The organism is Mesorhizobium sophorae, from assembly GCF_002270415.1.
In the GTDB taxonomy this organism is placed as follows: domain Bacteria; phylum Pseudomonadota; class Alphaproteobacteria; order Rhizobiales; family Rhizobiaceae; genus Mesorhizobium; species Mesorhizobium sophorae.
This window is the reverse complement of sequence record NZ_NNRI01000018.1, coordinates 40,049-63,980: the sequence shown is the minus strand read 5'-3', so window position 1 is coordinate 63,980 and position 23,932 is coordinate 40,049. Positions and strand designations below refer to the sequence as shown.

General features: G+C 62.0%; 35 protein-coding genes and 1 pseudogene. 1 reads left to right on the top strand and 35 read right to left on the bottom strand.

The window, feature by feature from the left end:
• The 35 genes and pseudogenes from CGZ66_RS26965 to rpsL form a co-directional block, all read right to left on the bottom strand.
• Positions 1-389, bottom strand: a pseudogene (locus tag CGZ66_RS26965) (aspartyl/asparaginyl beta-hydroxylase domain-containing protein); the annotation flags it as partial.
• 160 nt (positions 390-549) lie between these two features.
• Entirely contained in the window at positions 550-1,227 is a 678-nt protein-coding gene (locus tag CGZ66_RS40940; RefSeq protein WP_245331233.1) for a DUF930 domain-containing protein, read from the bottom strand.
• Positions 1,228-1,232: 5 nt separating this feature from the next.
• Positions 1,233-2,540, bottom strand: coding sequence for a replication-associated recombination protein A (locus tag CGZ66_RS26955; protein WP_095089693.1), 1,308 nt, complete (start codon positions 2,538-2,540; stop codon positions 1,233-1,235).
• Positions 2,541-2,582: 42 nt separating this feature from the next.
• On the bottom strand, positions 2,583-4,070 hold the full coding sequence (locus tag CGZ66_RS26950; protein ID WP_095089691.1) for a DegQ family serine endoprotease: 1,488 nt from the start codon (positions 4,068-4,070) through the stop codon (positions 2,583-2,585).
• Positions 4,071-4,268: 198 nt separating this feature from the next.
• Positions 4,269-4,700, bottom strand: a complete 432-nt coding sequence (gene rplQ / locus CGZ66_RS26945) for a 50S ribosomal protein L17 (protein WP_056588614.1) — start codon at positions 4,698-4,700, stop codon at positions 4,269-4,271.
• Between the two features lie 37 nt (positions 4,701-4,737).
• Entirely contained in the window at positions 4,738-5,748 is a 1,011-nt protein-coding gene (locus CGZ66_RS26940) for a DNA-directed RNA polymerase subunit alpha (RefSeq protein WP_013531438.1), read from the bottom strand.
• Positions 5,749-5,852: 104 nt separating this feature from the next.
• Positions 5,853-6,242 carry a 30S ribosomal protein S11 gene (gene rpsK / locus CGZ66_RS26935; protein ID WP_006205444.1) on the bottom strand — a complete coding sequence of 130 codons (390 nt, stop codon included), beginning with the start codon at positions 6,240-6,242 and terminating at the stop codon, positions 5,853-5,855.
• A gap of 125 nt (positions 6,243-6,367) precedes the next feature.
• On the bottom strand, positions 6,368-6,736 hold the full coding sequence (rpsM, locus tag CGZ66_RS26930; RefSeq protein ID WP_095089689.1) for a 30S ribosomal protein S13: 369 nt from the start codon (positions 6,734-6,736) through the stop codon (positions 6,368-6,370).
• A 192-nt stretch (positions 6,737-6,928) separates the two neighbouring features.
• The gene (locus CGZ66_RS26925; protein WP_095089687.1) at positions 6,929-7,525 is read right to left on the bottom strand and encodes an adenylate kinase; all 597 of its coding nucleotides are present in this window, start codon (positions 7,523-7,525) and stop codon (positions 6,929-6,931) included.
• A complete protein-coding gene (secY, locus tag CGZ66_RS26920; RefSeq protein WP_095089685.1) occupies positions 7,522-8,862 on the bottom strand; it encodes a preprotein translocase subunit SecY in 1,341 nt (446 codons plus the stop codon). Before secY ends, CGZ66_RS26925 begins: the two co-directional genes overlap by 4 nt.
• A gap of 184 nt (positions 8,863-9,046) precedes the next feature.
• Positions 9,047-9,520, bottom strand: a complete 474-nt coding sequence (gene rplO, locus CGZ66_RS26915) for a 50S ribosomal protein L15 (RefSeq protein WP_027028844.1) — start codon at positions 9,518-9,520, stop codon at positions 9,047-9,049.
• Positions 9,521-9,542: 22 nt separating this feature from the next.
• Positions 9,543-9,740, bottom strand: coding sequence for a 50S ribosomal protein L30 (rpmD, locus tag CGZ66_RS26910; protein ID WP_023736690.1), 198 nt, complete (start codon positions 9,738-9,740; stop codon positions 9,543-9,545).
• Between the two features lie 24 nt (positions 9,741-9,764).
• Positions 9,765-10,328, bottom strand: a complete 564-nt coding sequence (gene rpsE, locus CGZ66_RS26905; RefSeq protein WP_006333394.1) for a 30S ribosomal protein S5 — start codon at positions 10,326-10,328, stop codon at positions 9,765-9,767.
• 87 nt (positions 10,329-10,415) lie between these two features.
• On the bottom strand, positions 10,416-10,775 hold the full coding sequence (rplR, locus tag CGZ66_RS26900) for a 50S ribosomal protein L18 (RefSeq protein ID WP_023757972.1): 360 nt from the start codon (positions 10,773-10,775) through the stop codon (positions 10,416-10,418).
• 140 nt (positions 10,776-10,915) lie between these two features.
• Positions 10,916-11,449, bottom strand: a complete 534-nt coding sequence (gene rplF / locus CGZ66_RS26895; protein WP_095089683.1) for a 50S ribosomal protein L6 — start codon at positions 11,447-11,449, stop codon at positions 10,916-10,918.
• 91 nt (positions 11,450-11,540) lie between these two features.
• Positions 11,541-11,939, bottom strand: coding sequence for a 30S ribosomal protein S8 (rpsH, locus tag CGZ66_RS26890; RefSeq protein ID WP_006205453.1), 399 nt, complete (start codon positions 11,937-11,939; stop codon positions 11,541-11,543).
• 12 nt (positions 11,940-11,951) lie between these two features.
• Positions 11,952-12,257 (bottom strand): 30S ribosomal protein S14, encoded by a 306-nt coding sequence (rpsN, locus tag CGZ66_RS26885; RefSeq protein WP_013895695.1) that lies wholly within the window; start codon positions 12,255-12,257, stop codon positions 11,952-11,954.
• 27 nt (positions 12,258-12,284) lie between these two features.
• On the bottom strand, positions 12,285-12,884 hold the full coding sequence (rplE, locus tag CGZ66_RS26880; RefSeq protein WP_095089681.1) for a 50S ribosomal protein L5: 600 nt from the start codon (positions 12,882-12,884) through the stop codon (positions 12,285-12,287).
• Positions 12,877-13,191, bottom strand: coding sequence for a 50S ribosomal protein L24 (rplX, locus tag CGZ66_RS26875; protein ID WP_013531428.1), 315 nt, complete (start codon positions 13,189-13,191; stop codon positions 12,877-12,879). The genes rplE and rplX overlap by 8 nt, the downstream gene beginning before the upstream one ends.
• A 12-nt stretch (positions 13,192-13,203) precedes the next feature.
• Positions 13,204-13,572, bottom strand: a complete 369-nt coding sequence (gene rplN / locus CGZ66_RS26870; protein WP_006205457.1) for a 50S ribosomal protein L14 — start codon at positions 13,570-13,572, stop codon at positions 13,204-13,206.
• 71 nt (positions 13,573-13,643) lie between these two features.
• On the bottom strand, positions 13,644-13,883 hold the full coding sequence (rpsQ, locus tag CGZ66_RS26865; RefSeq protein ID WP_010909280.1) for a 30S ribosomal protein S17: 240 nt from the start codon (positions 13,881-13,883) through the stop codon (positions 13,644-13,646).
• A gap of 11 nt (positions 13,884-13,894) precedes the next feature.
• Entirely contained in the window at positions 13,895-14,095 is a 201-nt protein-coding gene (gene rpmC / locus CGZ66_RS26860) for a 50S ribosomal protein L29 (protein WP_006205459.1), read from the bottom strand.
• A 13-nt stretch (positions 14,096-14,108) separates the two neighbouring features.
• Positions 14,109-14,522 carry a 50S ribosomal protein L16 gene (gene rplP / locus CGZ66_RS26855; protein ID WP_013531427.1) on the bottom strand — a complete coding sequence of 138 codons (414 nt, stop codon included), beginning with the start codon at positions 14,520-14,522 and terminating at the stop codon, positions 14,109-14,111.
• A gap of 27 nt (positions 14,523-14,549) precedes the next feature.
• Positions 14,550-15,275, bottom strand: coding sequence for a 30S ribosomal protein S3 (rpsC, locus tag CGZ66_RS26850; protein ID WP_013895697.1), 726 nt, complete (start codon positions 15,273-15,275; stop codon positions 14,550-14,552).
• Entirely contained in the window at positions 15,275-15,664 is a 390-nt protein-coding gene (gene rplV, locus CGZ66_RS26845) for a 50S ribosomal protein L22 (protein ID WP_006205462.1), read from the bottom strand. Before rplV ends, rpsC begins: the two co-directional genes overlap by 1 nt.
• Before the next feature lie 2 nt (positions 15,665-15,666).
• On the bottom strand, positions 15,667-15,945 hold the full coding sequence (rpsS, locus tag CGZ66_RS26840) for a 30S ribosomal protein S19 (RefSeq protein ID WP_006205463.1): 279 nt from the start codon (positions 15,943-15,945) through the stop codon (positions 15,667-15,669).
• A 16-nt stretch (positions 15,946-15,961) separates the two neighbouring features.
• On the bottom strand, positions 15,962-16,795 hold the full coding sequence (rplB, locus tag CGZ66_RS26835; protein ID WP_095089679.1) for a 50S ribosomal protein L2: 834 nt from the start codon (positions 16,793-16,795) through the stop codon (positions 15,962-15,964).
• Between the two features lie 22 nt (positions 16,796-16,817).
• On the bottom strand, positions 16,818-17,111 hold the full coding sequence (locus CGZ66_RS26830) for a 50S ribosomal protein L23 (RefSeq protein WP_010909275.1): 294 nt from the start codon (positions 17,109-17,111) through the stop codon (positions 16,818-16,820).
• Positions 17,108-17,728: a 50S ribosomal protein L4 gene (rplD, locus tag CGZ66_RS26825; protein ID WP_006333366.1), complete on the bottom strand. Its 621-nt coding sequence runs from the start codon at positions 17,726-17,728 to the stop codon at positions 17,108-17,110. The genes CGZ66_RS26830 and rplD overlap by 4 nt, the downstream gene beginning before the upstream one ends.
• Positions 17,728-18,441: a 50S ribosomal protein L3 gene (gene rplC, locus CGZ66_RS26820; RefSeq protein ID WP_095089677.1), complete on the bottom strand. Its 714-nt coding sequence runs from the start codon at positions 18,439-18,441 to the stop codon at positions 17,728-17,730. Before rplC ends, rplD begins: the two co-directional genes overlap by 1 nt.
• Before the next feature lie 61 nt (positions 18,442-18,502).
• A complete protein-coding gene (gene rpsJ, locus CGZ66_RS26815) occupies positions 18,503-18,811 on the bottom strand; it encodes a 30S ribosomal protein S10 (protein ID WP_010909272.1) in 309 nt (102 codons plus the stop codon).
• 69 nt (positions 18,812-18,880) lie between these two features.
• A complete protein-coding gene (gene tuf, locus CGZ66_RS26810; RefSeq protein ID WP_013531404.1) occupies positions 18,881-20,056 on the bottom strand; it encodes an elongation factor Tu in 1,176 nt (391 codons plus the stop codon).
• Between the two features lie 66 nt (positions 20,057-20,122).
• Complete coding sequence (gene fusA / locus CGZ66_RS26805) at positions 20,123-22,213, bottom strand: elongation factor G (protein WP_095089675.1); 2,091 nt, start codon at positions 22,211-22,213, stop codon at positions 20,123-20,125.
• Between the two features lie 29 nt (positions 22,214-22,242).
• Positions 22,243-22,713, bottom strand: coding sequence for a 30S ribosomal protein S7 (gene rpsG, locus CGZ66_RS26800; protein WP_008875664.1), 471 nt, complete (start codon positions 22,711-22,713; stop codon positions 22,243-22,245).
• A 75-nt stretch (positions 22,714-22,788) separates the two neighbouring features.
• Complete coding sequence (rpsL, locus tag CGZ66_RS26795) at positions 22,789-23,160, bottom strand: 30S ribosomal protein S12 (RefSeq protein WP_006333356.1); 372 nt, start codon at positions 23,158-23,160, stop codon at positions 22,789-22,791.
• A gap of 477 nt (positions 23,161-23,637) precedes the next feature.
• Between rpsL and CGZ66_RS26790 the strand changes: the two genes are divergently transcribed.
• Complete coding sequence (locus CGZ66_RS26790; RefSeq protein WP_095089673.1) at positions 23,638-23,919, top strand: transcriptional regulator; 282 nt, start codon at positions 23,638-23,640, stop codon at positions 23,917-23,919.
• The last annotated feature ends 13 nt before the right edge of the window (positions 23,920-23,932 follow it).

Below are 23,932 nucleotides of genomic sequence, written 5' to 3'. Positions count from 1 at the left end.
TGATAGACATACATGCCGCGCCGGCCGGCGCCGAAATTGGCATCGATGTCGGCGATGATCTCGTCCTTGCGCGCCTTGAAGATGTCCAGGACCTCATTGACCTCGCGCTGATAGTCGGCGGGGAACTGTTCCAGCTTCCAGACGCCGGGATTGCGGTAGCACAGGAGATCAACCAGCAGGTTGAAAGGCGAAAGCAGCCAGGTGAAGAGGCCGTTGCCGAGGAAATAGCCGGAGAACAGCGACAGGTCCTTGCGGTCGTTGCGCAGGACATCGATGAGGCCGAGGACGATAAAGACCGATGTCAGGATCGGGATGAAGTAAAAGCCAAGGGCGAGAAGCGGGATGGCAATGGCGAATTTGCGAAGGGTTTTGCGAAGGGTTCTTGTCATTTTTCCACGCGCGAAGCGCGATCCTGTTGCGAATGAGGTGCCAAAATCATGGCAACGACCACCGCCCGGCCGTGCGCCTTGATAAGGTTTTTTGGGTCACCACACAACGGCCGTGGTATCGTGGCCGGCTGGCTGCCTTGTGAAGCCTGCCGGATTTCGGTCAATGCACCGCCGGTAGGCCAAGCTCGTCCCATTTTTTCCTGGGGACCAGATCGCCAACCAGGAACTCAAAGCTGACGACGCTTTCGCCGTCCCCAGCCAGTTGGCATCTGAACTTCAGGCTATACCAGTTTCTGCGACTACGGAAAGCCGCGCCATTCGCGGCGATGGTGGTTCCAGTGATTTTTTCCTCCGCCATCGCGTAGGGCACGACCCGCTCCGGCTTGAAATCCGTTCGCCATTTGCGGATCTGATCCATGGCTTCGAGATTGCACAGCTGAACCATGCGCTCGTCGGAAGCGAAGGTGGCGAGATCGGCGCGCGCCTGCCGGCTGCGCGGATCGGCCAGTGTCTTGGCCGACAGCATTTCGGTCGGCCGGATCATGGCCGGCGCGGCGGGCGGTTGCGGTTCGGGCGGGATCGAGGCAGGCGGAGGCGCCGCTGCAGGCGCTTCAAGCGGTGCCGGCGTCATTGGAGCAGGCGGTGGCCTGGTCGCCGCCTCGAATTGTCGCGACGTCAAGATGTCGACCGACACCCGCTCCTCTTCGACCCGCTTGGGCCGCTTCGGCAACGGCATCAAGGCCAGCATCGCAGCCAGCAGCGTGTGCAGGACGACCGAAGCGGAGATTCCCCAAGGCGAAGCCTGGTTTGGAAGCGTGACGACGACCGGGGCACGCAAGCCTGCTATTCCCGCTCTTTGCGCAGCTTCGCCCAATAGTCGAGCCGCTTTCTGATGTCGCGCTCGAAGCCGCGTTCAGGCGGATCATAAAAGGTCTGCCGCCCCATCTTCTCGGGAAAATAGTCCTGGCCCGAAAAGGCATCCGGCTCGTCATGGTCGTAGCGGTAACCAGCGCCGTAATCCTCCTCTTTCATCAGCTTGGTCGGCGCGTTGAGGATGTGTTTCGGCGGCAGCAGCGAGCCATGTTCCTTCGCCGCACGCGTGGCTGCCTTGAAGGCGGTGTAGACGGCATTGGATTTGGGCGCGGTGGCGAGATAGACGGTGGCCTCGGCAAAGGCGAGCTCGCCCTCGGGCGAGCCGAGATAGTCGTAGGCGTCCTTGGCGGCGTTGGCCACGACAAGCGCCTGCGGGTCGGCAAGGCCGATGTCTTCCATGGCCATGCGCACCAGCCGGCGGCCGAGATAGAGCGGATCCTCGCCGGCATCGAACATGCGAGCCAGATAATAGAGCGCGGCGTCGGGATCCGAACCGCGCACCGATTTGTGCAGCGCCGAGATCAGATTGTAGTGGCCGTCCTGGCCCTTGTCGTAGATCGGCGCGCGGCGCTGGACGATGCGCTGCAGACCTTCGGGGTTGAAAATCTCGCCTGGCTTTGCAGCCCGCCACACCTCTTCAGCAAGCGTCAGCGAGGCGCGGCCGTCGCCATCGCTCATGCGGATGAGCATCGCCCTCGCCTCGTCGTCGAGCGGCAACGCCCTGCCCTCGGTCTCCTCGGCTCGCGCCATCAGCTTGGCGATGCTTTCCTCGCCCAATGAGTGGAAGACCAGCACACGCGCGCGCGACAACAGGGCCGCGTTCAGTTCGAAGGACGGGTTTTCGGTGGTGGCACCGACCAGCACGACGGTCCCGTCCTCCATGACGGGGAGAAAGGAATCCTGCTGGGCGCGGTTGAAGCGATGGATCTCGTCAACGAACAACAAGGTCTGGCGACCGTTGGTACGGCGCAGCTTGGCGGCTTCGAACACTTTTTTCAGGTCGGCGACGCCGGAAAACACCGCCGATATCTGCTCGAAAGCAAGGCTGGTTTCGCCGGCAAGCAACCGCGCCACAGTGGTCTTGCCGGTGCCGGGCGGTCCCCAGAAGATCATCGAGCCGAGTGAGCCGGAACCAATCAGCCGGGTCAGCGCGCCATCAGGGCCGGTCAGATGCTCCTGGCCGACGACCTCACCGAGGTTTTTCGGCCGCAGCCTGTCGGCGAGCGGCCGCCCGGGCGACGCCTTTTCCGGTTCATCGACGCTGAACAGATCGGCCATGCACTTCTTTTTGGTTGGAGCATGAACCCGAAGGGACGTGCTTTAATAACGCAATACCTGACGCAGTATCTGCCCGCCGCGCTCGACGGTAAAGCGCCACCAGCGCGTATCCGCCTGGGCGGCCTGCTCCAGGGTCGCCGCGGTATCGATGGTGGTGCCGTTCACCTCGCGCACGATATCGCCCGGCTGGAAGCCGAAATCGGCGGCCGGCGAGTCGCGGTTGATGTCGACCACGGTGACGCCCTTGATGTCGGTGCGCAGGCCAAGCTTCTGGGCAAGCCGGGGCGACAGTTCGGCGACCTTGGCGCCCGAGAACGGGCTGCGGCCGTGCAGCGTCACTTCAGCCGCCTTCATGCCTTCCGGAGCGCGCTCGAGCGCGATGTCCATCGCCGCCTGCTGGCCCTTGGTCAGAACCGCGAAATTGGCATTGGTGCCGATCGACAGCGTCGCCATCCGGTAATCCAGCGCTTCGATGCTCTCGACCGGCTTGCCGTTGAGCTGCATCACGACGTCGCCAGGCTTGAGCCCCGCCTTGGCGGCCGGGCCGGTCGCCTCGACCGACGAGACCAAAGCACCGGTCGGCTTCTCCATGCCCAGCGATTCGGCAATCTGCGGTGTCACCGCTTCGAACTCGGCGCCGATATAGGGCCGTTCGAAGAAGTCGAGCCCGGCCTTGGCCGCATCGGCGAAGGCGCGCACCATGTTTGCGGGGATGGCAAAGCCGATGCCGATCGAGCCGCCGCTGCGGCTGTAGATTGCCGTGTTGATGCCGACCAGCTGGCCGCCCATGTTGATCAGCGCACCTCCCGAATTGCCGGGATTGATGGCGGCGTCGGTCTGGATGAAGAAGCTTGAATCGGCGACGCCAATATGGCTGCGGGCAAGTGCCGAAACGATGCCGCTGGTGGTGGTCTGGCCGACACCGAAGGGATTGCCGATGGCCAGCACCAGATCGCCGACCTCGAGCGCGTCGGAATCGCCGATGGCGATGACCGGAAACGGTTTGTCCGAGGTTATCTTGAGCACTGCAAGGTCGAGTGTCTCGTCCTTCAGCATCACCTTGCTGTCGAACTCACGCCCGTCCGCGGTTGCCACCTTGACCTGGTCGGCGTCCTTGATGACGTGGTAATTGGTGACCACGATGCCGGTCGGGTCGACCAACACACCGGACCCCAGGGAAGACTGCGCGCGCGGCTGCGAACGGCCAAAGAACTCCTCGAAGAACGGATCGCCGTCGAAGGGCGACGTTACCTTGGCGGTCTGCGAGGCATAGACGTTGACCACGGCCGGCGCCGTCTGCTTGACCAGCGGGGCGAACGACAGTTGCACCTCTTCGCGGCCGAACGGCACGCGCTTGTCGGGACCGGATGTAGAGTTCTCGCCTTCGACGCCATGCAAGAGGTCGGTCAGCACGTCGGACAGGCCGGGATCGGTCTTGGTCTCCTCGGCCAATGCCTGCCTGGCCACCGGTGCGGCTGCGAACGCCATCATGGCGAAGAGCAGAACAAGGGACAGTCGGTTGGCGCGCATTCACGAATCCTCCAAGGCGAGTTCGGGGGCATTGTCCCGACGATTGTGCAAAATGAAAGGCTAAGCCGCTGAAATCCGATTATTTTGGCCAAAGAGCCTCGGTTCCGGCCTGAAGATCGGCTTTGGCTGCAATCTCCTGCTTTCAGAAAACAAAAAGGGGCCCGTGGGCCCCTTTGCATTCATTCCGGAAACCAAGCCTTATGCGGCTGCGGCGTCCGCGTCGGTGCCTTCGGCTTCGATGCGGGCGCGGTCGCCGGCGCCCTTGGCCGAGGTGTCGCGATCGACGAACTCGATGACAGCCATCGCGGCATTGTCGCCGTGACGGAAGCCCGCCTTCATGATGCGCAGATAGCCGCCGTTGCGGGTGGCGTAGCGCGGGGCGATGGTGTCGAACAGGCGCTTGACGACGCCTTCATTGCCGATCTGCGCGATCACTTGGCGGCGGGCGTGCAGGTCGCCGCGCTTGCCGAGCGTCACCAGCTTCTCGACGATCGGACGCAGATCCTTCGCCTTCGGCAGGGTGGTGACGATCTGCTCGTGCTCGAGCAGCGACACGGCCAGGTTGGCGAACATCGACTTGCGGTGGCTTATGCTGCGGGCGAACCGGCGGCCCTTAAATCCGTGGCGCATGGCTCTTCTCCTTCATTGCGGGTTCAGAGGCAACGCCTCAATATTGATCTTCGTAACGCTTGGCGAGGTCTTCGATGTTTTCCGGCGGCCAGTCCGGCACTTCCATGCCGAGGTGCAGGCCCATTGCCGCCAGGACTTCCTTGATCTCGTTCAGCGACTTGCGGCCGAAGTTCGGGGTGCGCAGCATCTCGGCTTCGGTCTTCTGGATCAGGTCGCCGATATAGACGATGTTGTCGTTCTTCAGGCAGTTGGCCGAACGCACCGAAAGCTCGAGCTCGTCGACCTTCTTGAGCAGCGCCGGGTTGAAGGCGAGCTCGGTGACGGCTTCGGCGGCGACTTCCTTCTGCGGCTCGTCGAAGTTGACGAACAGGCCGAGCTGGTCCTGCAGGATGCGAGCAGCGAAAGCCACCGCGTCCTCGCCGGTGATCGAACCGTCGGTCTCGATCGTCATGGTCAGCTTGTCATAATCGAGAACCTGGCCCTCGCGGGTGTTCTCGACCTTGTAGGAGACCTTCTTGACCGGCGAATACAGGCTGTCGACCGGGATCAGGCCGATCGGCGCGTCTTCGGCGCGGTTGCGGTCGGCCGGCACGTACCCCTTGCCGGTGTCGACGGTGAATTCCATGCGGATTTCAGCGCCTTCGTCCAGCGTGCAGATGACGTGGTCGGGGTTGAGGATTTCGACGTCGCCAACCGTCTGGATGTCGCCGGCCAGAACCGCACCCGGTCCCTGCTTGCGCACGACCATGCGCTTGGGGCCATCGCCTTCCATGCGGATGGCGATTTCCTTGATGTTCAAGACGATGTCAGTCACGTCCTCACGCACGCCGGCGATGGACGAGAATTCATGCAGAACGCCGTCGATCTGCACAGCGGTAACAGCCGCACCGCGCAGCGAAGACAGAAGTACGCGGCGCAGCGCGTTGCCGAGCGTCAGGCCAAAGCCACGCTCGAGCGGCTCGGCGACCAGCGTGGTCAGCGTCTTCTTCTTCGACGAGAACTCGATCTTGTTCGGCTTGATCAGTTCCTGCCAATTTTTCTGGATCATGATGCTTTCCTTCCGTTGACCCGCCACCATCCAATCGTGGCGGGCGACCTGGAATGCCGTGGAGGAGCGCCACAAAGGGCGCTCGCGCGGCGTTCGGTAATTTTTTAGACGCGGCGCTTCTTGCGCGGGCGACAGCCATTGTGCGGGATCGGCGTCACATCACGGATCGAGGTGATGGTGAAGCCGGCCGCCTGCAGGGCGCGCAGTGCCGATTCACGACCGGAGCCGGGTCCGCAGACCTCGACTTCGAGCATGCGCATGCCGTGTTCCTGGGCCTTCTTGGCAACGTCCTCGGCAGCCATCTGGGCAGCGAACGGGGTCGACTTGCGCGAACCCTTGAAGCCCTGGGCACCGGCCGACGACCAGGCAATCGAATTGCCCTGTGCGTCAGTGATGGTGATCATCGTGTTGTTGAAGGTCGAATTGACGTGGGCAACGCCCGACGAGATGTTCTTGCGTTCGCGACGGCGAACACGAGCGGCTTCCTTGGCCATGATAGTCCTTTCAGTTGATCTCTACACCGCCGTAATGCCAGCGGCTCCACCTTGCAAAAGCGAGTAGGGCGTAGCGAATAGTGGGTAGAAACCTATTCGCCACGGCCCAATCGCTATTTGCTCAATTACTTCTTCTTGCCGGCGATCGACTTGGCCGGACCCTTGCGGGTGCGCGCATTGGTATGCGTGCGCTGGCCGCGAACCGGCAGCGAACGGCGGTGACGCAAGCCGCGATAGCAGCCGAGGTCCATGAGCCGCTTGATGTTCATCGAGACTTCGCGGCGCAGGTCGCCCTCGACCTGGTAGTCGCGGTCGATGGTTTCGCGGATCTGCAGCACTTCCGCGTCGGTGAGATGGTTGACGCGACGCTCGGCCGGGATGCCGACCTTATCGACGATCTCCTGGGCGAACTTCTTGCCAATGCCGTGAATGTACTGAAGCGCGATGACGACGCGCTTGTTGGTCGGAATGTTGACGCCGGCTATACGAGCCATATTCTTCTCTTCTCCATGTGGGCCGGACGAACCGGCGCTATCTTAAGTTGCCCCGCGTCCGGTGGAGGCCGGCCCATGCGGGAGTATCCAGTTCAAAGCGGCTGCCTTGCCCTTGCGGACAAGCAAAGCCGATGCCTGATAGGAAGACGGGCCGCCATACCGCAGCGAACCGCTCCCGTCAAGTGCAATCGTTTAAATTCCCCGCGTTGCGTCCCTTAGCACCGCTTCGATCTGTCCCGTCACGGCGTCGATATCGGCCATGCCGTCGACGCTGCGGAGCGTGCCCTTGGCATAATAGTAGCCAATCAGCGGCGCCGTCTTCTTGTAGTATTCCCTCAGACGCTCCTCGAACACGGTCGGATTGTCGTCCTTGCGCACGGGCTGGCCGGCGGCTTGTGCTTCGTTGGCGCGCTTGACGATACGACCAACCAGCGCCTTGTCGTCGACGACAAGTTCAATGACCGCATCGAGGCCCTGCGAGCGATCCGAAAGCATCTGCTCAACCGCGTCCGCCTGCACCAGTGTCCGCGGATATCCGTCGAGGATGAAACCCTTCGCGCAATCCGGCTGATCGATACGTTCGGCGACGATGGCGTTGACGATGGCGTCGGAAACCAGTTCACCGGCATCCATCACCGCCTTGGCGCGTTTGCCGACTTCGGTGCCAGCCTGGACTGCAGCACGCAGCATGTCGCCCGTCGAGAGCTGGGGTATGCCGTGTTTTTCTACCAGTCTTTGTGCTTGTGTCCCCTTGCCCGCCCCTGGCGGCCCAAGCAATATCAACCTCATCTGGCTTTCTTCCCCCCGCGCAGCTTCGACTTCTTGATCAGGCCTTCATACTGGTGCGCGATCAGGTGGCCCTGAATCTGCGCAACCGTATCGAGCGTGACACTGACCACGATCAGAAGCGATGTGCCACCAAGGTAGAATGGTACGCCAGTCGCCGAGATCAGGAACTCCGGCAGCAAGCACACCAGCACCAGATAGATGGCGCCGACGACGGTGATGCGGGTGAGAACGTAATCGATGTAATCGGCCGTGCGCTCGCCCGGACGATAGCCCGGGATGAAGCCCGAATGCTTCTTGAGCTGGTCGGCGGTGTCCTTCGGGTTGAAGACAATCGCAGTGTAGAAGAAGGCGAAGAACACGATCATCGCCGCGTAGAATGCCATGTAGAGCGGCTGGCCGTGGCCGAGCGACGCCAGCACGGTGCTGGCCCAGGCCGGCATGTTGGTCGTCTGCGAGAAGCCGGCGACGGTGGCCGGCAGCAACAGCAGCGACGACGCGAAGATCGGCGGAATGACGCCTGACGTGTTGAGCTTCAGCGGCAGATGCGAGGTATCGCCCTGGAACATGCGGTTGCCGACCTGGCGCTTCGGGTACTGGATCAGCAAGCGGCGCTGGGCGCGCTCGAAGAACACGATCAGGGCGATGACGACGACGGCCAGGACGATGATCGCCAGGATCAGGCCGGTCGACAGCGCGCCGGTGCGGCCAAGCTCCAGCGTGCCGGAGATGGCATGCGGCAGGCCGGCGACGATGCCGGAGAAGATGATCAGCGAGATGCCGTTGCCGATGCCACGGGCGGTGATCTGCTCGCCCAGCCACATCAGGAACATGGTGCCGCCCACCAGAGTGACGACCGTCGAGATGCGGAAGAACATGCCGGGATCGCTGACGATGCCGTGGCCGCCCTCCAGGCCGACCGAAATGCCATAGGCCTGAACCAGCGCAAGCAGCACCGTGCCGTAGCGCGTGTATTGGTTGATGACCTTGCGGCCCTGTTCGCCTTCCTTCTTCAGCGCCTCCAGCGACGGGATGACCGACGTCATCAGCTGCATGATGATGGAGGCGGAGATGTAAGGCATGATGCCAAGCGCAAAGATCGCCATGCGCTGCACGGCGCCACCGGCGAACATGTTGAACATGCCGAGGACGCCCTTGCTCTGCGACGAGAAGGCCTGGGCGAAGGCGTCGGGATTGATGCCGGGAAGCGGAATATAGGTGCCGAGGCGATAGACGAGCAACGCGCCGATGGTGAACCAGATGCGTTTCTTCAGGTCCTCCGCTTTGGCGAAGGCCGAGAAATTCAGATTCGAGGCTAGTTGTTCAGCAGCCGAAGCCATGCCTGATTCTCCGCTTGGTAACGCTTGATGGCCCTTGAGGTCAGGCGGCGCGTTTCACCGAAGCTCACGAGATAAGCTCCGGGCTCTAAACATGCAAGCGGCCGCGTTGACGCGGCCGCCTAATTGAGCAGATCAAAGCACGATCGTGAGCAAAAACGGATCCCGCTCGCGCTTCAAATTGCCGTTACTCGGCAGCTGCCTTTTCCGGCAACTTGACCGAGCCGCCGGCCTTTTCGATCTTCTCGATCGCAGCCTTGGAGGCGCCGGCGACGTCGAAGGCGAGCTTCGCCTTGATCTCGCCGTCCGAGAGGATGCGCACGCCGTCCTTGACGCGGCGGATGACGCCGGCAGCGACCAGCGATTCAGCCGTCACGGTTGCCTTGGCGTCGAGCTTCTTGGCGTCGATGGCGACCTGGATACGGGCCAGCGAGACGACGGTGAAGCTCTTGGCGAAGATGTTGTTGAAGCCACGCTTCGGCAGACGCCTGTAGAGCGGCATCTGGCCACCCTCGAAGCCGTTGATGGCGACGCCGGAACGCGCCTTCTGGCCCTTGACGCCGCGACCGCCGGTCTTGCCGGAGCCGGAGCCGATGCCACGGCCGAGACGCTTCTTGGAGTGCGTCGCGCCGTCCTTGTCACGCAGATCGTTGAGTTTCATCTGGGTTCTCCTGCGCTCTGGCTCAGCCCTCGTCCACGACGCGGACGAGATGCTGGACGGCAGCGATCATGCCGCGCACGGAGGGTGTATCTTCCAGCGTGCGCTGCTTGTGCATCTTGTTGAGGCCGAGCCCGACCAGCGTCGCGCGCTGTTCCTTCGGGCGGCGGATCGGCGAGCCGATCTGCTCAACGGTGACGGTCTTTGTTGCTTTCTTGGCCATGGTCAAAATCCCTGGTCAGATCGACTATTCTTCAGCCGCAACGGCGGTGCCGCGGCGGGCCTGAAGGGTCGAATACTTGATGCCACGAGCAGCAGCCACATCCTTGGGATGCATCTGGCTCTTCAGCGCGTCGAAGGTGGCGCGAACCATGTTGTAGGGGTTCGACGAACCCATCGACTTGGCAACCACGTCATGCATGCCGAGCGTCTCGAAGACGGCGCGCATCGGGCCACCGGCGATGATGCCGGTACCTTGCTTGGCAGCGCGCAGCAGAACGCGTCCCGCGCCCCAGCGTCCTTCGACGTCGTGGTGCAGCGTACGACCCGAGCGCAGCGGCACGAAGATCATGTCGCGCTTGGCCGATTCAGTTGCCTTGCGGATAGCTTCCGGCACTTCGCGCGCCTTGCCGTGACCAAAGCCGACGCGGCCCTTCTGGTCGCCGACGACGACGAGTGCTGCAAAACCAAAGCGACGGCCGCCCTTGACGACCTTCGCGACGCGGTTGATGTGGACGAGCTTGTCCACCATGCCGTCATCGCGTTCTTCACGATCGCGGCCGCGGCCGCCATCCCTACGTTCCTGTGCCATATCCTGTTCCTTGTTTTTTTCCGGAAGCACGGTTGCTGATAAGATCCGGCGCCTCTGTGGGTCACCCGGGGGCGAAATTCCTTGGATTTAGAAGCTCAGACCACCTTCACGGGCGGCCTCGGCGAGCGCCTTGACGCGGCCGTGATAGATGTAGGCGCCGCGGTCGAAGACGACTTCCTTGACACCGGCCTTGGTGGCGCGCTCGGCGATCAGCTTGCCGATCGCGGCGGCAGCGGCAGTGTCGGCGCCGGTCTTGAGCGAACCCTTGAGGTCCTTCTCAAGCGTCGAGGCAGCGACGATGGTGTGGCCCTTGGCGTCGTCGATGACCTGCACATAGATGTTCTTCGACGTGCGGTGAACCGACAGACGCGGACGCTCGCCGGCGACCTTCTTGATCTGGCGACGGACGCGCTGCGCACGGCGCTGCGTGGATTCCTTGGTACCCATGATAGTCTTCCTTGCCTTCAAAAAACGGGGGCCGCCATATGCGGTAGGCGAAAGCGCCTCCCGCGACCGCTCCCCGCGGCGTTACACTTCTTTGGCTTGGACCTTTCCGAAAAGTCTGCAACTTTTCGGGGCAAAGCCCACTACTTCTTCTTACCTTCCTTGCGGACGATCTTCTCGCCAGCGTAGCGGACGCCCTTGCCCTTGTAGGGCTCGGGACCACGGTATTCGCGGATCTCGGCGGCAACCTGGCCGACCTGCTGCTTATCGATGCCGGTCACGGTGATTTCCGTCGGCTTCGGCACAGCGATCGTGATGCCCGCCGGCGTCTCGTAGACGACGTCATGGCTGAAGCCAAGTGCCAGCTGCAGGTTCTTGCCCTGCATGGCGGCGCGATAGCCGACGCCGGTGATCTCGAGCTTCTTCTCGAAGCCGTCCTTCACACCCTGCAGGATGTTGACGATCTGCGTGCGCGACATGCCCCACTTGGAGCGCGCCGTCTTGGTCTGGTCGCGCGGCTGGACAGCGATCTCGCTACCTTCCATCTTGACCAGCACTTCTTCGTTCACCACGAACTTCAGCTCGCCCTTGGGGCCCTTCGCCGTCACGGTCTGGCCGTTGACGGTCGCGGTCACGCCCTGCGGCAGCGAAACGGGTTTCTTTCCAATACGAGACATTTTGTTGTCCTCGTCACTTCTCTTGTTTCAGGTCTCTGTCTTCCGGGCATGACCCCGAAGACCGGATTCCAATTTTTCCGATCACGCCAGATCAGAAGATCTGGCAGAGGATTTCACCACCGACGTTCTGTTCACGCGCTTCGTGGTCGGCCATCACGCCCTTCGGTGTCGAAAGGATGGCGATGCCGAGGCCGTTGGCGACGTGCGGAATCGACTTGGCCGAAACGTAGACGCGGCGGCCAGGCTTCGAAACGCGGGCGATTTCGCGCACGACGGGCGCGCCGTCGAAATACTTCAGCTCGATCTCGATTTCGGACTTGCCGTTGTCGAAGTCGGTCTGGCTGTAATCGCGGATATAGCCTTCAGCCTTCAGCACGTCGAGGACGCGGGTACGCAGGCGCGAGGCCGGCGTCGAGACGCTCGACTTCTTGCGGCCGTAGGCGTTGCGGATGCGGGTCAGCATATCGCCGAGAGGATCGCTCAATGACATGTTATGTCCTCCTTACCAGCTCGACTTGACCAGGCCCGGGATCTGGCCGTTATTGCCGAGATCACGGAGCGCGATGCGCGATACTTTGAGCTTGCGATAGTAGGCGCGCGGACGGCCGGTGACTTCGCAGCGGTTGCGGATGCGGATCTTGGCCGAGTTGCGCGGCATGGCAGCAAGCTTGAGCTGAGCGCGGAAACGCTCTTCCATCGGCTTGGACTGATCCATGATGATCGCCTTGAGCGCAGCGCGCTTGGGACCGTACTGGTCGGCAAGCTTGCGGCGCCTGTTGTTCTTCTCGACTGAGCTGGTCTTTGCCATTTCAGATTTTTCCTTTTCTCGCTGCCGTTACTGGCGGAAGGGGAAGTTGAAAGCCTTGAGCAAAGCCCTGGCTTCGTCGTCCGTCTTCGCAGTCGTACAAACGATGACGTCCATGCCCCAGATCTGATCAACCTTGTCGTAGTTGATCTCCGGGAACACGATGTGTTCCTTGATGCCCATGGCATAGTTGCCACGGCCATCGAAGCTCTTCGGATTGAGTCCACGGAAGTCGCGGACGCGTGGCAGTGCGATGTTCACGAGGCGGTCGAGGAACTCGTACATGCGTTCCTTGCGCAGCGTGACCTTGGCGCCGATCGGCATCTTCTCGCGGACCTTGAAGCCGGCGATGGAGTTGCGGGCGCGGGTGACGACGGCCTTCTGGCCGGCGATCATCGCCAGGTCTTCGGCCGCGATCGAAGGCTTCTTCGAATCGCCGGTCGCTTCGCCAACGCCCATGTTCAGCACGATCTTGTCGATGCGCGGAACCTGCATCTCGTTGTCGTAGCCGAACTGCTCCTGCAGCGCCTTGCGGATGGTCTCGTTGTAGACCTGCTTGAGGCGCGGCGTGTTCTGAGCCTTGGACTGCTTGCTTTCAGCCTTGGGCTTCGTGGTTTGAGCCTTAGCCATTGATGACTTCTCCCGAGCGCTTGGCGACGCGCACCTTCTTGCCGTCCTTCTGGAAGATGAAGCCGACGCGGGTCGGCTTGCCATCCTTGGGGTCGGCCAGCGCGATGTTCGACAGCTGGATCGGCGCTTCCTTGGTGATGATCCCGCCCTCTTGGGACTGGGACTGCTTCTGGTGACGACGGATCATGTTGACGCCGCGCACCAGCGCGGTGTCTTCCTTCGGCTGAACCGAGAGGACTTCGCCCGAACGGCCCTTGTCCTTGCCGGCCAGCACGACGACCTTGTCGCCTTTTCTAATCTTTTGCATTGGTCCGGCTCCTTACAGCACTTCTGGCGCGAGCGAGATGATCTTCATGTGGTTCTTGGCGCGGAGTTCGCGCGGAACCGGTCCGAAGATACGCGTGCCGATCGGCTCTTTCTTGTTGTCGACGAGAACGGCTGCGTTCTTGTCGAAACGGATCACGCTGCCGTCCGGGCGGCGGATGTCCTTGGCCGTGCGAACCACGACCGCCTTCATCACATCGCCCTTCTTCACGCGGCCGCGCGGGATGGCTTCCTTGATCGACACCACGATGATGTCGCCCACGGAAGCGTATTTCCGCTTCGAGCCGCCCAGCACCTTGATGCACATGACACGACGGGCGCCGGAATTATCCGCGACGTCGAGGTTTGTTTGCATCTGAATCATGACTGGCCGCCTTCTTCTTTTCTAACGGGACGGGCTCAAAGCCCCTCCCCGGTCTGTCCAAAATTCGTTGTTTACGCCTGGTCCGAAGACACGACGATCCAGCGCTTGTCCTTGGAAATCGGCTTCGATTCCTGGATGAACACCTGATCGCCAACCTTGTGGGCGTTGTTCTCGTCGTGCGCCTTGTACTTCTTAGTCATGCGCACGGTCTTCTTCATCACGGGATGCGTGAAGCGCCGTTCGACCTTGACGACAACCGTCTTCTCGTTCTTGTCGCTGACGACGGTGCCCTGCAGAATGCGCTTTGGCATGGTTTTCGTCCTTAAGCCTTCTTAGCCGCGGACTTTTCCGCAGCGATGGTCTTGATACGCGCAATGTCCTTACGGACCTGTCTCACGCGCGCGGTCTTCTCGAGCTGGCCGGTGGCCTTCTGGAAGCGCAGGTTGAACTGCTCCTTCTTCAGGCTGGCCAAGTCGTCGGTCAGCTGGTCCTGGGTCTTGGTCCGGATGTCTTCGGCTTTCATGATCAGCCCGTCCTTATTCTGCGATGCGCTGCACGAAGCGCGTCTTGACCGAGAGCTTGGCCGCGCCGAGACGCAGTGCCTCACGGGCGGTTTCTTCATTGACGCCGTCGATCTCGAACATGATGCGGCCCGGCTTGACGCGCGCCGCCCAGTAGTCGACAGCGCCCTTGCCCTTGCCCATGCGGACTTCGGTCGGCTTCGAAGTGACCGGTACGTCCGGGAAAATACGGATCCAGACGCGACCGGCGCGCTTCATTTCACGGGTGATCGCGCGGCGGGCCGCCTCGATCTCACGTGCGGTGACGCGATTCGGCTCAAGCGCCTTCAGCCCGAAACCACCGAAATCCAGGTTGGTGCCGCCCTTTGCGGTACCATGGATACGGCCCTTAAACTGCTTGCGGAACTTTGTGCGCTTTGGCTGCAGCATCGTTCTAACTCCAAATTCCTAAATGTCTCAGGCGTTTTCGCGACGACGACCGCGTTCGCGATCACCACCACCGCCATGTGCAGCATCACCCTCGGTCGCACGACGTTCCGAAGCCATCGGGTCGTGCTCGAGGATCTCGCCCTTGAACACCCAGACCTTGACGCCGCAGATGCCGTAGGCCGTGTTCGCCTCGGCCGTGCCGTAGTCGACATCGGCGCGCAGCGTATGCAGCGGCACGCGGCCTTCGCGGTACCATTCCATGCGCGCAATCTCAGCACCGCCAAGACGGCCGGCGCAGTTGATGCGGATGCCTTCGGCACCAAGGCGCATCGCCGACTGCACGGCGCGCTTCATGGCGCGACGGAACGCGATACGACGCTCGAGCTGCTGGGCGATCGACTGGGCGACCAGGGTCGCGTCGATTTCCGGCTTGCGCACTTCAACGATGTTGAGGTGCGTCTCGGACTTCGTCATCTCCATCAGCTTCTTGCGAAGCTTCTCGATGTCGGCGCCCTTCTTGCCGATGATCAGACCCGGGCGCGCGGCGTGGATGGTGACGCGGCACTTCTTGTGCGGACGCTCGATGACGACCTTCGAGATCGCGGCCTGCTTGAGTTCCTTCTCAAGATACTTGCGGATCTTGATGTCCTCATGCAGCAGTTTGCCGTACTCGCCGGTGTTCGCGAACCAGCGCGAATCCCAGGTGCGGTTGATGCCGAGGCGAAGACCGATCGGATTGACTTTCTGGCCCATTATGCGGCCTCCCCTTTTTCTTCGACTTCACGAACGACGATCGTGAGGTGCGAGAACGGCTTCTCGATACGGCTGGCGCGACCACGACCACGGGCATGGAACCGCTTCATGACGATCGACTTGCCGACATAGGCTTCCGCCACGATCAGTGCGTCGACGTCGAGGTCGTGGTTGTTTTCCGCGTTGGCGATTGCCGATTCCAGCGTCTTCTTGACCGTGCCGGAAATCCGCTTGGCCGAAAATTCGAGATCGGAAAGCGCTGTCGCGACCTTCTTGCCGCGGATCAGCGCGGCAACGAGGTTCAGCTTCTGCGGGCTGATACGGATCGTGCGCAATACGGCGCGCGCTTCGTTGTCAGCAAGCCTGCGCGGAGCTTTGGCCTTGCCCATGATTATTTCCTCTTCGCCTTCTTATCCGCGCCGTGACCGTAATAGGTCCGGGTCGGAGCGAATTCACCGAACTTGTGACCGACCATGTCCTCGTTCACCGAGACGGGAACATGCTTCTGGCCGTTGTAGACACCGAAGGTGAAGCCGACGAACTGCGGCAGGATGGTGGAGCGACGGCTCCACATCTTGATCACCTCATTGCGACCACCTTCACGAACCTTGTCCACCTTCTTGAGAAGGTAGCCGTCGATGAAGGGGCCTTTCCAAATAGAACGAGTCACTTGGCGTTACCTCTTCTTAGCTCTTGCGCTGATGGCGCGAGCGCAGGATGAACTTGTCGGTCGCCTTGTTGGACCGCGTCTTCTTGCCCTTGGTCGGCTTGCCCCAAGGCGAAACCGGATGCCTGCCACCCGAGGTGCGGCCTTCGCCGCCGCCGTGCGGATGGTCGACCGGGTTCATGGTCACGCCGCGATTGTGCGGACGCTTGCCACGCCAAACCGTACGACCAGCCTTGCCGTCGTTGATGTTGCCATGGTCCGGATTGGACACGGCACCGACGGTGGCCATGCAGGAGCCGTGCACGACACGCTGCTCGCCCGAGTTGAGGCGCAGGATCGCCATGCCCTGGTCGCGGCCGACCAGCTGGCCGTAGCCACCTGCCGAACGGGCAACCTGGGCGCCCTTGCCCGGCTTCAGCTCGATGTTGTGGACGATGGTGCCGACCGGCATCGAGGCCAACGGCATCGCATTGCCCGGCTTCACGTCGACGGCTTCACCGGAAACGATCTTGTCGCCGGGGGCCAGACGCTGCGGAGCGATGATGTAGGACAGCTCGCCATCGTCGTACTTGATGAGCGCGATGAAGGCGGTGCGGTTCGGATCGTATTCGATGCGCTCGACCGTGCCGACAACGTCGAACTTGCGGCGCTTGAAGTCGATGATGCGGTACGAACGCTTGTGGCCACCACCGATGAAGCGGGCGGTGATGCGACCGTAGTTGTTGCGGCCGCCCGACTTGGTCAGGCCCTCGGTCAGACCCTTGACGGGCTTGCCCTTGTAGAGGCCCGAGCGGTCGACGATGACCAGCTGGCGGGTGCTCGGCGTTACCGGGTTGAATTTTTTCAGTGCCATTGTTCTGTCCTCGCGGCCTTGCTCAGAGACCCGTCGCGACGTCGATCGACTGGCCGTCGGCCAATGTCACAATCGCCTTCTTGACGTCGCTCTGGCGGCCGATCGTGCCGCGGAAGCGCTTGATCTTGCCCTTGCGGACAAGTGTGTTCACGGCCATCACCTTGACGCCGAACAGCGCTTCGACGGCGGCCTTGATTTCCGGCTTCGACGCCTTCTTGGCGACGTTGAAGACGACCTGGTTCTGCTCGGAGGCCATGGTCGACTTTTCGGTGATCGCCGGCGAGACGATCACGTCATAATGACGAAGGTCGGTCATTTAAAGCGCTCCTCGAGAGCCTCGACGGCGGCCTTCGAAAGGACCAGCGTGCCGCGGCGCAGAATGTCGTAGACGTTGATGCCCTGGATGGGCAGCACGTCGATGTTGGGGATGTTCGTCGCCGCCAGCTTGAAGTTCTTGTCAAGCTCGGCACCGCCGATCACCAAAGCGTTGGTCAGGCCCAGCGTCGCGAAATTCGCGATCAGCGCCTTGGTCTTGGCCTCGGTCAGCTTCAGCTCGTCGATGATGATGATCGACGCGCTCTTGGCTTTGGCCGAGAGAGCATGCTTGAGGCCAAGCGCGCGAACCTTCTTCGGCAGTTCGTGCTCGTGGCTGCGAACGACCGGGCCGTGGGCCTTGCCGCCGCCGCGGAACTGCGGAGCGCGTGCCGAATGGTGACGGGCGCGGCCCGTACCCTTCTGCTTGTACATCTTGGCGCCGGTGCGCGCGATTTCGGCGCGGCCCTTGGCCTTGTGGGTGCCCTGCTGCTTCTTGGCGAGCTGCCAGCGCACGACGCGCTGCAGGATGTCCTCGCGCGGATCAAGGCCGAAAATCTCCTCGGAGAGTTCCACCTTGCCGGCGTCCTTGCCGCCAAGCGTTGTGATCTTGAGATCCATTATTCCGCTCCCTCTGTGGCCGGAGCCTCGTTCTTAGCAACGGCGCGGATCGCGGCAGGCTTCGGCGCATTGGCCGGCAGTGCCACCTTGGCCGCATCGCGGACCAGGATCCAGGCGCCCTTCGATCCGGGAACCGCACCGCGGATCAGGATCAGGCCGCGGTCGGCGTCGGTCGAAACGATCTCGACATTCTGCGTGGTGACGCGGGTGTCGCCCATGTGGCCAGCCATATGCTTGCCCTTGAACACCTTGCCCGGGTCCTGGCGCTGGCCGGTCGAACCGTGCGTACGGTGCGAGACCGAGTTACCGTGCGTCGCGCGGCCACCACCCATGTGGTGGCGCTTGATGACGCCCTGAAAACCCTTGCCGATCGTCGTGCCCGTCACATCGACCTTCTGGCCGGGGACGAAATGCTCGACGGTGATCTCGGCGCCGACATCGATCATGTTGTCGGCGGAGACGCGGAACTCGGCGACCTTCGCCTTCGGCTCGACGGAAGCGGTCGCGAAATGGCCGCGCAGCGCCTTCGACGTGTTCTTCACCTTGGCAAGGCCAACGCCGAGCTGAACGGCAGTGTAGCCATTCTTCTCCTGCGTGCGCTGCGCCACGACCTGACAGTTCTCCATCTGGAGAACGGTGACGGGAACATGTTCCCCGGCATCGTTGTAGATGCGGGTCATTCCCACCTTCTTTGCAATCACACCTGAACGCATCGGTTCAATTCCTTTAGAGTTCCGGGCCAGGGGCACCGCCCCTTACCGCGCTCTCATTCCCTTAGAGCTTGATCTCGACGTCCACACCGGCGGCCAGATCGAGCTTCATCAAAGCATCGACCGTCTGCGGGGTCGGATCGACGATGTCGAGCAGACGCTTGTGCGTGCGCATCTCGAACTGCTCGCGGCTCTTCTTGTCGACGTGAGGCGACCGGTTGACCGTAAACTTTTCGATCCGCGTCGGCAGCGGAATGGGGCCGCGGACGTTGGCACCGGTGCGCTTGGCCGTCGACACGATTTCCTTCGTCGAGGCGTCGAGCACGCGGTGATCAAACGCCTTCAGGCGGATGCGGATATTCTGTCCGTTCATGCGTCACTTCCTTGTTCTGGCGCGGCGCGGGCAACTCCTGCGCCCGCGACAGATCGGTTTAAGTCCAAATTACTCTTTGATGGTGACGACGATGCCGGCACCGACGGTGCGGCCGCCTTCACGGATAGCGAAGCGCAGCTTCTCTTCCATGGCGATCGGCACGATCAGCTCGACATCGACCGTGATGTTGTCGCCCGGCATCACCATCTCGGTGCCTTCCGGCAGCGACACGATGCCGGTCACGTCCGTCGTGCGGAAATAGAACTGCGGACGGTAGTTGGTGAAGAACGGCGTGTGACGGCCACCTTCGTCCTTGGTCAGGATGTAGGCTTCGGCCACGAACTTCTTGTGCGGCTTCACCGTGCCGGGCTTGGCCAGAACCTGGCCGCGCTCGACACCTTCACGATCAACGCCGCGCAGCAGCGCGCCGATGTTGTCGCCGGCCTGGCCCTGATCGAGCAGCTTGCGGAACATCTCGACGCCGGTGCAGGTCGTCTTGGTCGTCGGACGGATGCCGATGATCTCGAGTTCCTCGCCGACCTTGACCACGCCACGCTCGACGCGACCGGTCACAACCGTGCCACGGCCCGAGATCGAGAACACGTCTTCGATCGGCATCAGGAACGGCTTGTCGAGCGGACGAACCGGCGTCGGGATGTAGGCGTCGACCGCAGCCATCAGCTCGCGGATCGCGTCCTCGCCGATCTTCTTGTCGGAATCTTCCAAAGCAGCCAGCGCCGAGCCCTTGACGATCGGAATGTCGTCGCCGGGGAACTCGTTCTTGGTCAGCAGCTCGCGAACCTCGAGCTCGACCAGTTCGAGCAGCTCGGCGTCGTCGACCTGGTCGACCTTGTTCAAAAACACCACGATCGACGGCACGCCGACCTGACGGGCAAGCAGGATGTGCTCGCGGGTCTGCGGCATCGGGCCGTCGGCAGCCGACACAACCAAGATCGCGCCGTCCATCTGCGCGGCACCGGTGATCATGTTCTTCACATAGTCGGCGTGGCCGGGGCAGTCGACGTGAGCGTAGTGGCGGTTGGCCGTCTCGTATTCGACATGCGCCGTCGAGATCGTGATGCCGCGCGCCTTCTCCTCAGGTGCCGCGTCGATCTGGTCATAGCGCTTGTATTCGCCAAAATACTTCGTGATCGCCGCCGTCAGCGACGTCTTGCCATGGTCAACGTGACCAATCGTGCCGATGTTCACATGAGGCTTGTTACGCTCGAATTTACCTTTTGCCATGTGATGTCTCCAATCCTGCTCGCCCGTGCGGGCCTTGAATTAAGTTACCGCTGCAACCCGTTCGAGTTACGCGTATTTCTTCTGAACTTCCTGGGCGACCGCGGTCGGCACAGGCTCGTAGTGATCGAACTGCATCGTGTAGGCCGCGCGGCCCTGGCTCATCGAGCGCAGGTTGTCGACGTACTTGAACATGTTGGCGAGCGGCACCATCGCGTTGATGACCACTGCCACGCCACGTGCTTCCTGGCCCTGGATCTGGCCGCGACGGCCGTTCAGATCGCCGATGACGCTGCCGACGTAGTCTTCCGGTGTCACCACTTCGACCTTCATGATCGGCTCGAGCAACTGCACGCCAAGCTTGGGTGCAGCTTCACGGAAGCAGGCGCGGCCGGCGATTTCGAACGCCAGAACGCTGGAGTCGACATCGTGGTAAGCGCCGTCGATCAGCGTCGCCTTGACGCCGATCATCGGGAAGCCCGCGAACGGACCCGAGGTCATGACGCTGTTGATGCCCTTTTCGACACCGGGGATGTATTCCTTCGGAACCGCACCGCCGACGATCTTGGTTTCGAACTCGAATTCGCTGCTGTCCGGATTCGGCTCGAAGACGATCTTGACGCGGGCGAACTGACCGGTACCGCCGGTCTGCTTCTTGTGCGTGTAGTCCTGCTCGTGCCTGCGGGTGATCGTCTCGCGATAGGCCACCTGCGGCGCACCGACATTGGCCTCGACCTTGAACTCGCGACGCATGCGGTCGACGATGATGTCGAGGTGAAGCTCGCCCATGCCGGAAATGATGGTCTGGCCACTTTCCTCGTCGGTCTTGACGCGGAAGGACGGATCCTCGGCGGCCAGGCGGTGAAGGGCGAGGCCCATCTTTTCCTGGTCGTTCTTGGTCTTCGGCTCGATCGCGATCTGGATGACCGGATCGGGGAATTCCATGCGCTCGAGGATGACCGGATGCAGCGGATCGCTCAGCGTGTCGCCGGTGGTCGTGTCCTTGAGGCCAGCCAGAGCGACGATGTCGCCGGCGAAAGCCTCTTCGACATCGGCGCGCGAGTTGGCATGCATCTGCAGCATGCGGCCGATGCGTTCCTTCTTGCCCTTCACGGTGTTGTCGACCGAGATGCCCTTGGTGAGCTTGCCCGAATAGATGCGGGCAAAGGTGAGCGAACCAACGAACGGGTCGTTCATGATCTTGAAGGCGAGCATCGACAGCGGCTCGTTGTCGTCGGCGTGACGCTCGATCTCGGCGTCGGTCTTGGCATCGACGCCCTTGATGGCCGGAACATCGGCCGGCGACGGCAGATATTCGACGACGGCGTCGAGCAGCGGCTGCACACCCTTGTTCTTGAAGGCCGAGCCGCAGAACATCGGGTAGAACTTCACCGCGATGGTGCCCTTGCGGATCAGCGCGCGGATCTCGTCATTCGACGGCATCTTGCCTTCGAGGTAGTTCTCGAGTGCCGTCTCGTCCATTTCGACGGCGGCTTCAATCATCTTCTCGCGGTATTCCTCGGCACGAGCCTTGAGGTCGGCCGGGATCTCGACGACGTCCCAGGCAGCGCCCAGCGTCTCGTCGCGCCAGACAAGCGCGTTCATCTCGACGAGGTCGACAACGCCCTTGAACTCGGTCTCGGCGCCGATCGGCAGCTGCATGACGACGGCATGCGCACCGAGGCGCGAACCGATCATCTCGACCGAGCGGTAGAAGTCGGCGCCGATCTTGTCCATCTTGTTGCAGAAGATCATGCGCGGAACGCGATACTTGTCGGCCTGGCGCCAGACGGTCTCCGTCTGCGGTTCGACACCGGCGTTGGCGTCGAGCAGCGCAATAGCGCCGTCGAGCACGCGCAGCGAACGCTCGACTTCGATGGTGAAGTCGACGTGTCCGGGGGTGTCGATGATGTTGAAGCGGTACATCTTGCCGCTGCGACCCTTCCAGAAGGTCGTGGTCGCGGCGGACGTGATGGTGATGCCGCGCTCCTGCTCCTGCTCCATCCAATCCATGGTGGCAGCGCCGTCGTGGACTTCGCCGATCTTGTGCGACTTGCCCGTGTAATAGAGGACGCGCTCGGTGGTCGTCGTCTTGCCGGCGTCAATATGCGCCATGATACCGAAATTGCGGTAGTCTTCGATTTTGTATTCGCGGGCCATCGTAGCTGCCTCTCAGTCTCGTACGCGCTTTACCAGCGGTAGTGCGCGAAAGCGCGGTTGGCTTCAGCCATCTTGTGGGTGTCTTCACGCTTCTTGACGGCGGTGCCGCGGTTGTTGGCCGCGTCCATCAGCTCGCCGGAGAGGCGGTCGACCATGGTGGTCTCGTTGCGGTTGCGGGCCGCGGCGATCAGCCAACGAATGGCCAGAGCCTGGCGGCGCTCGGGGCGCACGTCGACCGGAACCTGGTAGGTGGCGCCGCCGACACGACGCGAACGCACTTCCACATGCGGCGCGACATTGTCGAGCGCCTGATGGAAGACGGTGACCGGCTCCTGCTTGGTCTTCGACTGAACCTGGTCGAGCGCGCCGTAGACGATGGTCTCGGCAACCGACTTCTTGCCGTCATACATGACGGCGTTCATGAACTTGGTGACGATCAAATCGCCGAACTTCGGGTCCGGATTGATCTCACGCTTTTCTGCACTGTGACGACGCGACATTTTTTCTCTGCCTCAATTATGCGTGGTGGCCTTGACCCCGGATGTTTGCCCGGGATGACCTTCGCTACGCTTCGGTCACTTCGGACGCTTGGCGCCGTACTTCGAACGGCGCTGCTTGCGGTTCTTCACACCCTGCGTGTCGAGCACGCCGCGGATGATGTGGTACCGAACGCCCGGAAGATCCTTGACGCGGCCGCCGCGGATCATGACCACGGAGTGTTCCTGAAGGTTGTGACCTTCGCCGGGGATGTACCCGATCACTTCAAAACCATTGGTCAGGCGGATCTTGGCCACCTTGCGCAGCGCCGAGTTCGGCTTCTTCGGCGTCGTTGTATAGACGCGCGTGCAGACGCCCCGCTTCTGCGGGTTCTGCTGCATGGCCGGGACCTTGTTGCGCTTCACCGGCGCAATGCGCGGCTTGCGGATCAGCTGGTTGACGGTAGGCATTAAACCCTCTTGTCTCTCAATTCCGTGTCTCGCCCGGTCAGGGCCGCTCAAAGCGTCATTTCCATACGCAAATTCGGGCCACAAACCGCGCCTCGCGGTCTTTGCCCGAACAAATGGCAGAGGAAGCGGACCCGCTTCGTGCACGCCGGAAATGTCTTTTCGCTCGTAAAACGAACCCTGTTTGAGGCAAACTCCAAAGCGTGTCGCTTCGGAAGGGAGAGCCTCACATCGGTTCTGACTGGGCGGCTTCTACTCGTAAGACCGCGAACCGTCAAGCCCGGAGCGCCAAATATTGCGCGCCAACCAAGGCTCGGCAGCCATGCGAAAAACGCATGTAATTTTGTTTCGCAATTTTGCAAGGGCGAGGAAGAAAGTGACCGGCTTTGCGCTGTTGCACGGCCCTGCTTCATGCGAAAAGGCCGCATGAGCAGTGAAAGTCCCCTCGCCCGCCCGCAATCTGCCAAGAGGAATCGGCCCGTGAACGACAATGAAGAGCGCCCGGTCACCATCATCACCGGCCGGGTGTGGAAGAAAAAGGGCGGCAAGCCGGAAGGCGTGCACGTGATGCTGGTCGCCCCCGACGACGATTCGGCGGTGCGCCGGGCGCTCGAATCGCTTGCTGCGGAAGGTTACGCCGAGGCAGAACTCGACCAGATCGGCGACATGGACGGCGCACCCGACGATGAGCCGCATCTTTCCGCCTTCCAGGGCGCGCTCGAAGGCGAAGTGTCGATCGTTACTTTCGACGTGCCGATCTGAATCGGGGTGCGCT